The organism is Caulobacter sp. NIBR2454 (assembly GCF_027474405.1).
Classification (GTDB): domain Bacteria; phylum Pseudomonadota; class Alphaproteobacteria; order Caulobacterales; family Caulobacteraceae; genus Caulobacter.
Genome location: NZ_CP114871.1, coordinates 223,735 through 237,381, shown reverse-complemented (window position 1 = coordinate 237,381; position 13,647 = coordinate 223,735). Strand labels below are relative to the sequence as shown.

Genomic DNA, 13,647 nt, shown 5'->3' with positions numbered 1-13,647 from the left:
TCGATCAGCGCAGCGCCGCCGCCTCGATGGCTTCGGTCACTGCGCCCGGGGTCAAAAGCTGAGGCAGTATGACGGCCTCACCGCCCTTTGCGCCATACACAAGATAGAGCGGCACGCCCGCCCGGCCATGTTCGGCCAGGGTCTGAGCTATTTCGGCGTTCCTGTTGGTCCAGTCGGCGACCATGTAGACGGCGTTGGCCGTTTTGAAGGCGTCGGCCACCGGCTGGGTGGACAGGGCGACCTTGTCGTTGACCTGGCAGGTGACGCACCAGGCGGCGGTGAAGTTGACAAAGACGGGCCTCCCCTCGGCGCGCAGGGCCGCGACACGCTCGGGCGACCAGGGCTCGGACGCAAGTTCAGCCGAAGCGACCTCACTGGTCACTGAACCGGCCGAAGGCGCAGCCCCGCCCTTGGCCAGCGGGATCATGACGGCGATCACCGCGACGGCGGTCAGAACCGCGGCGCCGCCCGCCATCCAGCGTAGGCGCGGCGTGGCCTGGCGCTGCGACAGGCCAAACAGCCAGGCCGCGAAGGCGACGACCAGGGCGCAGGCCAAAAGCAGCGCCAAGCCCGGCGATCCTGCCTGCAGCGAAAACACCCAGACCAACCAAGCCGCCGCCCCGTACATCGGGAAGGCCAGGACCTTTTTCAGCACGTCCATCCAGGGACCCGGCCTGGGGAAGCGGCGCAGGAGGGCGGGCGAGAACGAGATGGCCACATAGGGCGCGGCCAGGCCCAGGCCCAGAAACAGGAAGATGGCGAGGGAGCCGATCGCCGGCTGGGTCAAGGCGACCCCGATCGCCGGCGCCATGAATGGGGCGGTGCAGGGGGCGGCGACGACCACCGCCAGCACGCCGGTGAAGAAGGAGCCGGCCAGACCGTTCTTGGACGCCAGACCCTGGCCCGCGCCCTGGACGGACGTGCCCACCTCGAAAACGCTAGACAGATTGAGGGCGGTCAGCAGCATGACCAGGCTGAGCACGCCCACCACGGCCGGCGATTGCAGCTGAAAGCCCCAGCCCACGGCCTGCCCCGCCGCACGCGCGGCGATCAAGGCGCCCGCCAGGGCCAGGAAGGTGACCAGAACGCCGGCCAAGAACGCCAAGCCCTGGGTGCGGGCTTCCCGAGGGTCCTGAGCATGGCCCGCCAGCGAAGCGGCCTTCATAGACAGCACCGGGAAGACGCAAGGCATCAGGTTGAGGATCAGCCCGCCGACAAAGGCGAACAGGATGGCTAGGGCGACGCCGTCGCTTCCACCACCGCCGCCGGACGGCGCCTTGGCGGCGGGAACGCCCATGCCGGCCGCAGCAGCGGGCATCGTCCCCGCCTTGGCGACGATCTCGAACGCCTGATCGCCGATCGACAGCACGCCGCCGACGTCTTCGGGAATCTGTCCGGACTTCAGCGCCACCCCGGCGGGGATGGTCAGGGTCACGCCGTCGGGACCCGCCTCGACCGTCTGCTTCCCGGCGTGATCGATCAGCGTTCCGTCGAAGGGAAAGAAGTAGGCTTCCGGAAACTGGCCGCCCTTCAGCGGCGCGCCGGTGACCGCCAGCTTCAGGCCGGCTTCTGACGCCTGGAACACAGCGTCCAGCCCGGCTGACTTGGGCGCGGCGGTCAGGGCGTCGGCGACCAGGCGGCCGGTGCGCCAATTGGGCTCCGGCGCCTCGTCGCGGACCTCGACGGCCAGTTCAAGCTTGGCGTTCTCCGGGATGCAGATGTCCGCGCATACAAGGAAGAGCACGTCAGCCTTGAGCGTGACGGTCTCGCCCGGCTTGGCGCTGACCGGGACATTGATCGGCACAGGCAGTACGACCTTGTCGGCATAGCCGTAGTTCATCAGCGGGCCGGTCGGCTGGCGATGCGGCGTGGCCCACACGATGTCGCCGGCGGTCCAGCCCGCGGGCAAGGTCCAGTCGATGCTGGTCGCCTCGCCACTGTCGCCGCTGTTGCGCCAGTAGGTGTGCCACCCCTTATCGATCTTCTGGGTCACGGCCACATAGATCGTGGAGCCAGGAACGGCCCAGCTGTCGCGGGCGACCAGGTCAGCCTCGATATGGCCGGTGTTGACCGGTGCGGCGAGGGCCGGAGCCGCCAGGCTCAGGCCAAGAGCGACCCCAAGGGCGCCGAGCAGTCGGGAAAGTCGAGCGATCATGGCCGTAAGCTATAGAACGCCGTCGCGTCTGGTGAAATACGCCCTATCGACAAGCGCCCGACGCAGGTGATGATCCGAATCATGCCCGCATCCTTCGACGAAATCGAAATCGGCCAGGTCGTCTCCCTTGGCGCCGCCGCCGTGAATCCCGAAGCCCTGGCGGCCTTCGTCACTGCGTTCGCTCCCGGTTGGGATGTGGAGCGGGGCGCCCCTGACGCCTTCCTCTTCGCACTCTGGTCCAAGCTGGACGACATGGCCTCGGCGGAGTGGCCGCAAACCAAGCGCCTGGGCATCGACGCCTTGCGCTGGGCGCGCAATCCGCCGTCGGGCGAACTGTTGCGGGGCCGCATGACGGTGATGGGCAAGGATGCGGTGGGCGAGAGCAAGGGGATCGTCATCGCTCAGCACGATCTTCTGGACGAGGCCGGGCGGCTGGTCTTTTCCTGCCTGACCCGCAGCGTCTTCGCCCGCTAGCCGTCCGAGGCGAAGCTGCGAGGCTCAACCGCGCGTCGGGGTGTCTCCAGCCAGGTCTGTTCGAGAATCGTGGTCGCATCGGCCGCCAGTTCCAATGCCTCGCTCTGAGTGCTGGTGACGATAAGCACCCCCTCGTCGCAGGCGACCGCCCAGCCGTCGCCATGGCGATGAACAACAAATGGACCGGCTGACAAGACCAAACTCCCGACAGGCAAGGGTGTGATCTGGAAAACTGGCCGCTGCATGGGGCCTCAATGAGGCCAATGGCCACGCTTGGTCGGGAACCCGACAAAGAAAAACCCTCCCCCGCGGGACGGGAGAGGGTTCCTTGAGATCGTTTTAGCCGCCGAGATTACTGGACGGTGGGGGCGCCTTCGCCCAGGCGCTTTTCGATCTGCATGGCGATCAGGCGCTCCCAACCCAGCAGGGAGGTCAGGTGGGCGTAGATCTGGCCCAGGGCGCCATTGTCGCGCAGCTCGATCAGCTTTTCGGTCGGCAAGGCCTTCAGCTTGTCTTCCGACACGGCGAAGTACTCAGCGATGACCTGCGGCTCGCCACGAGTGCCGTCGTTGTTGAACGGCGTGTAGTGAGCCTGCTTGGTCTCGAACAGGTCCAGGTCCGTCAGCAGCTGGACGAAGCTCTCGGTGCGCATGCGCTCCAGCTCGAAGTCGTCACAGAACTTGATGGCGTTCTGGGTGAATTCCGTGGGCTGACCCTTGTCGTCGAAGAACGGGGTCTCGGCGTTTTCCTGGATCAGGCTCGACGGACGGTCGATGCACACGACCATGCGCTTTTGATCGTCGTCATTGGCCAGGACGAAGGGATAGCGGCGCAGGAAGCCTGGGATGTAAGCGCCGGTGGCGTAGCCGCCGTCGTCCTTCACGAACAGGTTTTCGCCGGCGTTGATACCCATCACGGCCACCGGCAGCTTCTTTTCGCCGATGAAAATGATGGGGAACGACAGAGCAGCCGGAGCAAATTCGGTCACAACCGCTGGAACGATGTGGCCTTCACGGGCGAAGGCGTACGGCTTGTCGTTGGCGTTCATGCCAAGCTTGCCGTGGGATTGGGCGTTGAGCGGTTCCGGCGAGGTGTAGAACAGGACGCTGCCGGTGATCGGGCTCTGATCGGTCATGACGAACTCGGATGCAGGAGAAAGGTTGGCTTCTAGCATCAGCGGTTCACTAGACCCGCGACGCCTGATGGGAGCGGCTTCTTAGCCGATAGGCCGCTCCCCGGCAATGCGACGGCCTAACGCCGATCTAGAAGCGCCAGGCGACCCCGCCCCGGACCGAGCGTCCCGGCGACGGCGCGATGTCCTTGAGGAAGGAGGTGTGCTCGCGAACCTCTGCGTCCGTCAGGTTACGGCCGTCGATGTAGAACTCCATCCGCGGGTCGCCGAACGGCTTGTAGGACACCCGGGCGTTGAGGACGGTATAGGCGTCGGTCGGCAGCTCGAACTCGGCCACGCGAGTCTGCTTGCCGACCTGACGAACCTCGAGCTTGCCGCCCCAATGGGGGCTGTCGGCGATACCGCGCACCGACACCGAATAAGGCGGGATGCGAGCCGGCGCGCCGAGATCGGTGTCGCCGCGTACATAGTCGGCGCCGGCCTCAAGCGTGAAGCTTTTGCGGTCCTGCTCCCACAGTCGGTAGGAAACCTCGGCCTCGAAGCCGTGGAAATCGGCGTCGGTCTGCTCATAGGCGAACACCGCCAGGCCATCTTCCTCCTCGCCCGTGGGGCGGGCGTCGATGAAGCCGTCGTACTTGGCGGCGAAGAGGTGCAGATCGGCGTCCAGGCGGTCGCCCCCGTAGTGGAGGGTGGCCTCCAGTGAATAGGCGATTTCAGAGTCCAGATCGGGGTTGCCGATCTCGAAGCCTCGCGTCGCCACGTGCGGGCCGTTGGCGAACAACTCGGCTTCGGTCGGGGCGCGGCCGTTACGCGACAGAGCGACGCCGAAGAACCAGGCATCCGAAGGCTTCAGGAACGCGCCGACCGACCCGGAGATATTGGTGAAATCGCGCTCGCCGGCCAGGCTGTCGAGCTTGCGCTGATCGACGCGTAGGCCGCCTTCATAGCCCCAGCCGTCCTTGTCCACCCGCTGCTGGGTGAAGGCGCCAAATTCGGTGATGCGCGTCTTGGGCACATAGGCTTCGTCGCCCTGGGCGTCGAAATCGCGGCGCAGGGCTTGGAAGCCCACGGCGCCTTTCCAGCCGTCGCGTTCGGCTTGAACCAAGTCCAGGCGTCCTTCGACGCCGTCGGATAGGAAACGCGTGCCGACCTCGTCGCCTTCGAATTCGGTGTGCTTGTAGTCAGCCCACCCCCCCGAGAACTTCAGCTTGGCGAAGGGACCAAACGCCCCGTCATACTCGCCGCGAAGATCCACACGTGTCTGCTTGAGGCCGATGGTGACCGGGGCCTCCTCCTCGTGCTCCTCGTGATCGTGGTCCTCCCCCTCTTCATGCTCGTGTTCATGCTCGTGGGAGTGGCCGGGAACCCCATAGGAGGTGTCGGTGTGCTTGACCGCCACGCCCAGATAGCCGGCCGCGCCGACATAGGACACGCCCGCGCCATAGGCTTCCAGATCGACGGCCGTGTTCTCCAGCTTGCCGCCCTTGCGGCTTTCCGGGAATTCGCCTTCCGACAGGATCTGGCGCACGGATTCCGCCGGCACGGGAATCTCATAGTCGTCACTTTTGCGCTTCAGACCGTCTAGAGAAAAGACCAGCGGCCCCGCAGCGGCGCGCACCGCGGCCGAGGCGGAGTAGCTATCGTCCACCGTGGCGCCCGAAACATTGACCCGACCTTCCGGCTTTTCCGGGCGATGGGTCGGGATGCGTTCGTCGATGACATTGACTACGCCGCCGATGGCAGAGCCGCCATAGGCCAGGGCCGAAGGCCCGCGCAGCACCTCGATGCGTTCAGCCTCGCCCGGGTCGGAAGCGACCTGGTGATCCGGCGACAGGGCGCTGGCGTCGATCATGCCCACGCCGTTGTTCAGGACCAGGACCCGCGGACCGGACAGGCCGCGCACCACCGGCCGGCTGGCGCCCGCTCCGAAAGCGGTCGAACGCAGGCCCGGCATGCCCGCTAGCACCTCGCCTAGTCCGGCTTGGGGCGCGAGGTCCAGGTCCTGACGGGTCACCACGGCGACGCTGGCGGTCATGGCTCCGGCCTCGACCGCATAGGGCGCGGCGGTGATCACCACTTCCGACACATCATGGCCTGGCGCTTCCTCGGCCATGGCGGCGGTTGAGAGCGCCGCGAGACTGGCGGCTCCGAAAAGGATGCGAACGGACATGTGCAGGGACCTGACTGATACTGAGAGAACCATCTGTTATGAAATAACATATCCGATCGTCAAGCAGCTTTGCTTGACGATCGCGCGCTAGGCCGCTTCAACCGCCGCCCCTGCCTACGGACGCGTCACATGAAGCTCAAAGCCGCCCTCGTTCTCACCGTTATCTGCCTCGCCGGCTGCGCGACGCCGGTTGAGCCCACCTGGCGCGTGACGGGCGACAGCTCGACCTGGACCGATCCGCCCGCCGGCTATTTGGCGGCAGGGACCGCTCCCGAGGGGCTGATCATCCTGCCTGCTCCACCCTCGCCCAGCAGTCCGGCGGGCCGCGCCGATCGCGCCGCCTATCTGGAAACCCGCAAGCTGGCTGGCGCCCCGCGCTGGGATCAGGCGGTGGCGGACGCCGATCTTTCAGGGGTGGAGGCCTGGAAAAGCTTTTCGGAGGTCATCGGCTCACCCATTGGACCGCAGACCACGCCCACCCTGGCCAATCTAATGCTGCGTATCGTGGGCGACGCCGGTCCGCTTTATGAACACGCCAAGAGCCAGTACCAGCGCCCTCGGCCGCCCATAGGCGACAACCGGCCCATCTGCGTGCCGCGCGAGACGTGGATCGAAACCAACGGTTCCTACCCGTCGGGTCACGCCCTGATCGGCTGGGCCTGGGCTCTGGTTCTGGCCGAGCTGGCGCCGGAACGTCAGAGCGAAATCCTCAGACGCGGACGCGAGATCGGCGACAGCCGCGTCGTTTGCGGCGTCCACTATCCCACCGATGTCGAGGCTGGACGGCTTCTCGGCGCCGCCCTTGTGGCGCGACTGCACAACGATCCGCGGTTTCGGACCGATATGGAGGCCGCGCGTAGCGAACTGGCGGCCTTGCGGCGCTAGTTACTCGGCGGCGGCGAGTACCGGTTCGTCGGGCAGGCGCACGCGGCGAGCGGTGATCAGACGGGTGGCGTCCACACGTTCGCCGGCCTTGATCATCTCCAGATGGACGTGATCGCTGATCCCCGGGTAGCGGCGCTGAAGGCTCGTCATCACGCCCACGGGCTGGCCCATTCGGATCGCCTGGCCAAGCTCGACCCCCGGCTCGATGTAGAACACCCGCGCCGCGTATCCGATGGCGGGATTGGTGATCTCAACAAATTGCAGGTCCTGGGCGCCCGGATAGGCATAGCCGATCTTGGTGACATAGCCCGAGACTGGAGCGCGGACAGGCTGGCCGGCCTCGCCCAGATAATCAACGCCCTCGTGATCGCGCGAGCCGCCATCGCGAGACGCGCCAAAAGCGCCGTCGCCGAACACATCGTGGGCGCGAGGCGCCTGGCCAGTGGGATTGGTCACGTCCGCGGCGCCATCGCCGTCCAGATCAGCGCCCACCCAGCGGACGGCATAGCGCGGCTCGACCGCCGCCTGTGGCGCGGTCACCGCGGCCAGAGCCTGGCGAAGGGGTTTGAAAGCTCGGGTCTGGACGGTCGCGGCGGCGGCGCCGCCCAGCAGGACGGTCACTACCATCGCCGTAGGGATCACCCAGCGGCGCGCCGAGCGCCCTTCACCAGCCATGTCCATGGATCGCCTGTTCTTCGTCGCAAGCGCAACGATATGGGATGAGGCCCGCCCCGGCTGGGAGCATTTGGCGCAGAAGATCGGCGGGACCAATGCGGCGCGTCGCCGCAATCGGTCTAGCGCGGCCTTGTCGTATAGACCACGTGCGGACGCAAGCGATGACCTTCCGGAACAGCGGGATGGTCGAAGTCCAGCTCCGCCCGACGGGTCATACCGATGCGCTCCATCACCGCTTGGGAGCGCAGGTTCTCGGTGGCGGTGAACGACACGATTTCGGCCAGGCCGAGAACCTCAAAGCCATGCTCGATGGCTGCCCTGGCTGCTTCGGACGCATAGCCCGCGCCCCACGCCTGGCGGGCCAGCCGCCATCCGATCTCGACCCCCGGCTGCAGGGGATTCTCAGGCTTAAGAGTCATCAGCCCGGTAAAGCCCAGGAAGGCGCCGTCTTCCTTGCGCTCCAGCGCGAAGAAACAAAAGCCGTGAAGCGCCTGGTGATCGGCCAACCGATCGACCACCGCGTCGCTTTCCTCGCGGCTCAGGGTCGCAGGGAAATGGGCCATGACTTCAGGGTCGGCGCACAGGGCCGCGAAGGGCGCGCGGTCGGCGCCCCGCCAAGGCCGCAGGATCAGGCGTTCGGTCTCGATCACGGCCGCGGCTGATACAGCGAGCCGTAGAGATCAGTGCGGCGATCGCGGAAGAAGCCCCAGGCCGCCCGATGGGTGGTCAGGAAGTCCAGATCGAACTCCGCCACCAGTACCCCTTCCTCGTCCCGCCCGAACTCGGCGACCAGGTCCCCGCGATGGTTGGCGATGAAGGACGAGCCGTAGAACCGCTGGCCGCCGCCCGGATATCCGTCCCAGGGCTCAAAGCCCGTGCGGTTGGCGCCGATCACCGGGATGACGTTGGATACGGCGTGCCCCTGCATGGCGCGCCGCCAGGGCAGGGCGGTGTCCAGGGTGTCGTCATGCGGCTCGCTGCCGATGGCGGTGGGATAGAGCAGCACCTCGGCGCCCATCAGGGCCATGGCGCGGGCGGTTTCCGGGTACCACTGGTCCCAGCAGATGCCGACGCCTATACGGCCAAAACGCGTGTCCCAGACCTTGAAGCCGGTGTCGCCAGGGCGGAAGTAGTACTTCTCCATATAGCCTGGGCCGTCCGGGATATGGCTCTTGCGATAGACGCCCATCAGCGAGCCGTCGGCGTTGATCATCACCAGGCTGTTGAAATAGTGCGGCCCCTCGCGCTCGAAGATCGAGACAGGGATCACCACGCCCAGCTCAGCGGCCAGGGGTTGCAGCGCGACCACGCAGGGGTGGGTGCGCCAGGGGTGCGCCTCGTTGAACCAGCGTTCCTCCTGGGCGACGCAGAAGTACGGCCCCTGGAACAACTCGGACGGCAGGATCACCTGCGCGCCCTTGGCGGCGGCCTCACGAATGAAGGCCTTGGTCTTTTCGATATTGGCCGCCAGGTCCATGCCGTAGCTGGTCTGGATGGCGGCGACGCTGATCGTGCGGGCCATGGTCAGGCGGGCTCCTGCTGGCTAATGCAATGGAAGGATCCGCCGCCCGTCAGGATGGCGTTCGACGGCAGGCCGATGACTTGGCGCTCAGGGAACAGAGTCTCCAGCGCCTCCACGGCGAAGGCGGCCCCCGCCTCGCCATAGGTGGGGACGATCACCGCCTTGTTGGCGATCAGGAAATTCATGTGCGAGGCCGGAACGATCTCGCCGTCCTCGTCGGTAATGCGCCCGGGCGAGGGAATGCGCATGACCTGCAGGGGGCTGCCACGCGCGTCGGTCATGGCGCCCAGGAGGCGCGCCGTCTCATTGTAGATTTCGGCGTTGGGGTCGTCGGCGCCCACCGCCACTGGGCAGGCGACCATGCCCGGGCCGACGAAGCGGGCCAGGTTGTCGATGTGACCGTCGGTGTGGTCGTTCTCCAGGCCGTCGCCCAGCCACAGGACCTTGCGCGCGCCCATGGACTGGGCCAGCGCCGCCTCGGCGGCTTCTTGCGTCCAGCCTGGATTGCGGTTGGGGTTGAGCAGGCACTGACGCGTTGTCAGGACGGTGCCGTAGCCGTCATGATCGACCGAGCCGCCTTCGAGGATGAAGTCGTTGGCGAGCAGCGGCGCACCAGCAGCGGCGGCGATCTGGGCCGCCACGTCGCCATCATGCTCCAGCGAATACTTGCCGCCCCAACCGTTGAAGCCAAAGCCGGCCGCCACGCCGTCCGAGCGGAAGATCGGGCCCGTGTCGCGCAGCCAGATGTCGCCGAACAGACCGCGCACGATCTCGACGCTCGCCACGTCGCCCAGCAGTTCGCGAGCGGCGGCCTCGGCCGCGTCGCCACAGACCATGAGGCGCACGCGCTCGCCCCCCGGACCAGCCAGGGCGCGGGCCAGGGCGGCCACCTCGGCCTGGGCGGGAGCGAGGTCCTCCTCCCACAGGTCGGCGTGGCTGGGGAAACCGAGCCACATGGCGCGGTGCGGAGCCCATTCGGCGGGGATGGTCAGGGTCATCATGGTGCGCGCAGGTGGGGGATGAGGAACGTCACGTCAATGGCGTGCATAAGAAAAAGGGCGGCGCAAGCGCCGCCCTTTCCCGTGTCTTCGATCCGAAGGATCTTAGAACTGGTACTTCAGACCAACCTTGATCTGCCACAGCGAAGCGTTGGTGATGCCGAACGGGCGCACCGGCTGGTCGCGGTTGGCGACGCCAGCGGCCGGATTGACGCCCACGGCGGTCTGCAGATCGCTGTAGGTGTAGCGGGCCTGACCAGCGCACGAGCCGCCGGCGCCAGCGCAGGTGGGGTTCACCACCGGCACGCCGCGATAGAAGTCGTACTGCTCGAGCACGCCCCACTTGCTGTTCAGCAGGTTGCCGAAGTTCTCGATCGTCACGAAGCCCAGGAGCTTGGCGCCGCTCGGGAAGAACGCCGGAATTTCCTGCTGGAAGTTGATGTCCATGGTCGTGACGCTCGGCTGACGGAAACCGTTACGCGGAGCGATTTGGCCGGCGTACTTGATCAGGCCGGTGTTCTTCAGGAACGAGTTGAAGTTGGCCACGTCGAAACCGGCGGCGTAGGTGATCTTCGGATCGCTGGTCGCCGTGACATTGCCCGAAGAGTCCGTAGCCGGCACGTAGAGCAGTTGGTTCGACTGCGCCTGACGGCCCGAATAGGTCGACACGTAGTTGCCGAACTCCGGCTCGGCTCGGCTGTTGGAGGCCGAGGCGAAGGTGTAGCTGAACGGCAGGCCCGAACGACGTTGAGCGATCAGGTCGATCATCGTCATGTTGTCGCCGAAGAAGGCGCGACGATAGCTGACATGCAGCAGACCCTTGTGGCGGATCTCGTAGTCGGAGGTCGCCAGCTTGGGGTTCTGGGCGTCGGAGGTCGCAAAGCGGGTGTAGCTCGAGTCAGCGATCGAGCTGGTCATCGGATTGCGGTCCTTGGCTTCGGTGTAGGTGTAGGAAGCCATGGCCTCCAGACCTTCCAGCCAACCGTCATTCCAGCGCTTGCGCAGCGAGACTGCCGCCGAGTCGGTGCCGCCGCCATCACGCTTGTTGCCAAGCATCATGTCGAACACGTTGGCGCCGATCGTGCCGTTGGTGGTGCGCTGGTAGACCGGGCGACCGTCCGGAGCCACGCCCAGGACGTGCGGCTCGGCGCGCAGGTCGAACCAGAACAGGCTGTCTTGGTTCTTCTGGTGGATCAGGTCCACCTGGACGCGCCAGTCGCTACCCATGCCGAAACGCTCGACATCGAAGTTGTAGCCGGCGGTCAGGGTGGTCTTCCAGGCCGACGGGATATTCAGCGAGGGCGACAGGGAGTTGGTGTTGCCGTTGCCCGGGGTGGACAAGCAGCCGGCCGGCACCGAGCTGAGGCTGGTCAGGGTGTAGGGGCCCGCCGGGCAGACGGCGTTGGTCTGAACCACGCCGCTGTTGCCGATCGGGTTCAACAGCCACACGCCCAGGCCTTGCGACGAGAACCGGCCAAAGCCGACGCCGACGTCGATGTCGCTGGTGGGGGTCCACTTGGCGAAGACGCGCGGCAGCAGGATGCTCTTGCCGTCGAGGTTGCCGTTGTTGGCGAAGCCGTTGCGCGAGACGAAGTTGGTGTTCAGGTCCGCGCGGTCGTCCTGGACGTACCAGTCGTAACGAACGCCAGCCAGCAGGCTGAGGTTGTCGGTGATCTGGTAGGTGTCTTCGGCATAGACCGAGTTCAGATAGTACTCGCCCGCGGCGGCGTTGCGCTCGGCGGTGCCGGCGGTGGACGGAACGGTGCCGCCGGTGGGCTCGACAGCGGTGATCAGCGAGACGGTCGCCGCACGGCCGGCCAGGAAGTCGGCGTAGCTGGCGAAGCTGTAGCTCGGCAGGTAGTTGCGGCCGAAGATGTTCAGGATGTCCTGACGCTCGATACGGCCGCCGACGAGGAAGTCATGGTCGCCGTAGGTGTAGCGGGCGCGCAGCTCGGCCGTATCAGTCTTGGTGTTCAGGAAGTTCGGCTGGCTGTTGAGCTCGGTGCCGAAGCGAATCTGCGGCGTGCCCGAACCGGCTTGAACGCCCGGCAGGTCCGCGACGGTGACGGTGATTTCACCCACGCCTTCGGGGCCGAAGGTGCGGCGGTTGGTCGTCGTCTCCTTCTTGCCCACGCGCAGTTCCGTGGAGAAGTTGTCCGACCAGCGCGAGTTCAGCTGGGCGGTAAAGTTCTCAAGCTCTTCGTCCTTGATGTACTGGTAGGTCGAAAGGCCGATGCGGGGCTGGGTGGTGGAGCTGCCGCTGGCGAACAGATCGCTGACCGAACCGTTGAGCGAAGCAGATTGGGTGTTCTGGTAGGTGAAGGTCAGGCGGTGATCTTCGTTGATGTCCCAGTCGAGCTTGCCGAGCCACTTCTCGTCTTCGATCGGCGGGACCGAATTGACCCAGTTGCCCGGATCGACGTTGTAGCGAGCCTTGGTGGCGGCTTGGAACGTGTTCAGCGCGGCTTCAGTGATTCGGGGGATGGTCGAGCCGCGGCCCGAACCGGTCGGACCTTCGTCGAGGTTGAAGGTACCTTCATATTTTTCGTACGAGCCGAAGAAGTAGAGGCGATCCTTGATGATCGGACCGCCGAGGTTGGCGCCCCAGGTCTTCTCTTCGAAGTTCGCCGTGACGTCTTGCTCGACGCGGCTGCCGCGGGTCGGGCTGCCGGTGCGGGTGTCATAGTAGGTGTACTTGTCGCCGCGCAGGCTGTCCTTGGTGATGTCGCCGTAGAGGGCGCCATGGAACTCGTTGGAGCCGGACTTGGTCACGGCGTTGATCGAGCCGCCCAGGAAGCCGTTGTTGACGATCGAATAAGGCGCGATCGACACCTGCATGCCGGCGATCGCCTCGGTGGAGATCGGCGAGCGCTGGGTCGGGTAGCCGTTGTTGTTCAGACCAAAGTCATCGTTCTGACGGATGCCGTCGACCGTGATCTGGTTGAAGCGGGTGTTGGTGCCGGCGAAGGACAGGGCGTCCTGGTTGGTCGGATCCAGCGTCGCGAAGGGGTCGAGGCGAACCACGTCCTTCAGATCGCGATTGATCGACGGCAGGCTGGAGATGTCGGCGGCGGTGAAGTTGCTGCCGACACCTTGCGAAGGCTGGCCGGCCGAAGCGGTGATCACCAGCTCGGAAACAGCGCCTTGGTCTTCGAAGCTGAGCGACGCGTCGGTCGGATCGCCCAGAGAAACGGAACCCAGGTTACGCTCGATGCTCTCACCCGACGGCGAGGTCGCCTTTACGGCGTACGGACCGCCGACGCGCAGGCCGCGCACGGTGTAGAAGCCGTTGTCGTTGGTCATGGTGGTGACCGCCTGGCCCGTCGGGCCGTAGGTGATCACAACGGTGGCGCCAGCGATGCCGGCGCCCGCGGCGTCGGTGATCTGGCCGCGCACAGCGCCGGTGGTTTCTTGAGCATAGACGGCCGAAGCCGAGGCGGCGGCAAGCACGCCAAGGGCCGCGCCACAGGCGAGCCGCTTCATCGAAAGCATGGATTATCCCCTCATTGCGATGCGGAGGGTCTGCCCCGACCTTCCGTCGATCTGGCTCTCCTTTAGCGTTCGTTTACGAACCTTTGGTGACAGTTTCGCCACGGCTTGTCACAATCCGCCCACAGGTCTGTGTCATAGGCGCCG

At 65.9% G+C, this 13,647-nt stretch carries 11 protein-coding genes; 2 read left to right on the top strand and 9 right to left on the bottom strand.

Features of this window, described 5'->3' with window-relative positions; translation table 11 throughout:
• Window positions 1-4: 4 nt before the first annotated feature.
• Window positions 5-2,155 carry a protein-disulfide reductase DsbD family protein gene (locus O5K31_RS01220; protein WP_269715313.1) on the bottom strand — a complete coding sequence of 717 codons (2,151 nt, stop codon included), beginning with the start codon at window positions 2,153-2,155 and terminating at the stop codon, window positions 5-7.
• Window positions 2,156-2,236: 81 nt separating this feature from the next.
• Here O5K31_RS01220 and O5K31_RS01215 point away from each other — a divergent pair, with 81 nt between their 5' ends.
• The gene (locus tag O5K31_RS01215) at window positions 2,237-2,629 is read left to right on the top strand and encodes an acyl dehydratase (protein ID WP_269715312.1); all 393 of its coding nucleotides are present in this window, start codon (window positions 2,237-2,239) and stop codon (window positions 2,627-2,629) included.
• On the opposite strand, the gene O5K31_RS01210 is transcribed toward O5K31_RS01215, so the two are convergent.
• The 3 genes from O5K31_RS01210 to O5K31_RS01200 form a co-directional block, all read right to left on the bottom strand.
• A complete protein-coding gene (locus O5K31_RS01210; RefSeq protein WP_269715311.1) occupies window positions 2,626-2,823 on the bottom strand; it encodes a hypothetical protein in 198 nt (65 codons plus the stop codon). The two genes, O5K31_RS01215 and O5K31_RS01210, sit on opposite strands and share 4 nt — an antisense overlap.
• Before the next feature lie 158 nt (window positions 2,824-2,981).
• Window positions 2,982-3,764: a SapC family protein gene (locus tag O5K31_RS01205; RefSeq protein WP_269715310.1), complete on the bottom strand. Its 783-nt coding sequence runs from the start codon at window positions 3,762-3,764 to the stop codon at window positions 2,982-2,984.
• Window positions 3,765-3,891: 127 nt separating this feature from the next.
• The gene (locus tag O5K31_RS01200; protein ID WP_269715309.1) at window positions 3,892-5,931 is read right to left on the bottom strand and encodes a TonB-dependent receptor; all 2,040 of its coding nucleotides are present in this window, start codon (window positions 5,929-5,931) and stop codon (window positions 3,892-3,894) included.
• A 129-nt stretch (window positions 5,932-6,060) separates the two neighbouring features.
• On the opposite strand from O5K31_RS01200, the gene O5K31_RS01195 reads away from it, so the two are divergent.
• Window positions 6,061-6,816, top strand: a complete 756-nt coding sequence (locus O5K31_RS01195) for an acid phosphatase (RefSeq protein ID WP_269715308.1) — start codon at window positions 6,061-6,063, stop codon at window positions 6,814-6,816.
• Here O5K31_RS01195 and O5K31_RS01190 read toward each other — a convergent pair whose 3' ends face one another.
• The 5 genes from O5K31_RS01190 to O5K31_RS01170 all read right to left on the bottom strand — a co-directional run bounded on the left by O5K31_RS01190 (window position 6,817) and on the right by O5K31_RS01170 (window position 13,503).
• Entirely contained in the window at window positions 6,817-7,497 is a 681-nt protein-coding gene (locus O5K31_RS01190) for a M23 family metallopeptidase (RefSeq protein WP_269715307.1), read from the bottom strand. It abuts the gene before it with no gap.
• A 113-nt stretch (window positions 7,498-7,610) separates the two neighbouring features.
• Window positions 7,611-8,141 (bottom strand): GNAT family N-acetyltransferase, encoded by a 531-nt coding sequence (locus O5K31_RS01185; RefSeq protein ID WP_269715306.1) that lies wholly within the window; start codon window positions 8,139-8,141, stop codon window positions 7,611-7,613.
• Window positions 8,138-9,013 carry an N-carbamoylputrescine amidase gene (gene aguB, locus O5K31_RS01180; RefSeq protein ID WP_269715305.1) on the bottom strand — a complete coding sequence of 292 codons (876 nt, stop codon included), beginning with the start codon at window positions 9,011-9,013 and terminating at the stop codon, window positions 8,138-8,140. The genes O5K31_RS01185 and aguB overlap by 4 nt, the downstream gene beginning before the upstream one ends.
• Window positions 9,014-9,015: 2 nt before the next feature.
• A complete protein-coding gene (locus tag O5K31_RS01175) occupies window positions 9,016-10,011 on the bottom strand; it encodes an agmatine deiminase family protein (RefSeq protein WP_269717127.1) in 996 nt (331 codons plus the stop codon).
• Between the two features lie 105 nt (window positions 10,012-10,116).
• On the bottom strand, window positions 10,117-13,503 hold the full coding sequence (locus O5K31_RS01170) for a TonB-dependent receptor (RefSeq protein WP_269715304.1): 3,387 nt from the start codon (window positions 13,501-13,503) through the stop codon (window positions 10,117-10,119).
• Between the last annotated feature and the right edge of the window lie 144 nt (window positions 13,504-13,647).

What these genes read in the sequence shown, in the direction of transcription:
- O5K31_RS01170 (WP_269715304.1), bottom strand. Translation starts at nt 13,503, where the DNA reads ATGCTTTCGATGAAGCGGCTCGCCTGTGGCGCGGCCCTTGGCGTGCTT.
- O5K31_RS01175 (WP_269717127.1), bottom strand. Translation starts at nt 10,011, where the DNA reads ATGACCCTGACCATCCCCGCCGAATGGGCTCCGCACCGCGCCATGTGG.
- O5K31_RS01200 (WP_269715309.1), bottom strand. Translation starts at nt 5,931, where the DNA reads ATGTCCGTTCGCATCCTTTTCGGAGCCGCCAGTCTCGCGGCGCTCTCA.
- O5K31_RS01205 (WP_269715310.1), bottom strand. Translation starts at nt 3,764, where the DNA reads ATGACCGATCAGAGCCCGATCACCGGCAGCGTCCTGTTCTACACCTCG.
- aguB (WP_269715305.1), bottom strand. Translation starts at nt 9,013, where the DNA reads ATGGCCCGCACGATCAGCGTCGCCGCCATCCAGACCAGCTACGGCATG.
- O5K31_RS01220 (WP_269715313.1), bottom strand. Translation starts at nt 2,155, where the DNA reads ATGATCGCTCGACTTTCCCGACTGCTCGGCGCCCTTGGGGTCGCTCTT.
- O5K31_RS01190 (WP_269715307.1), bottom strand. Translation starts at nt 7,497, where the DNA reads ATGGACATGGCTGGTGAAGGGCGCTCGGCGCGCCGCTGGGTGATCCCT.
- O5K31_RS01215 (WP_269715312.1), top strand. Translation starts at nt 2,237, where the DNA reads ATGCCCGCATCCTTCGACGAAATCGAAATCGGCCAGGTCGTCTCCCTT.
- O5K31_RS01195 (WP_269715308.1), top strand. Translation starts at nt 6,061, where the DNA reads ATGAAGCTCAAAGCCGCCCTCGTTCTCACCGTTATCTGCCTCGCCGGC.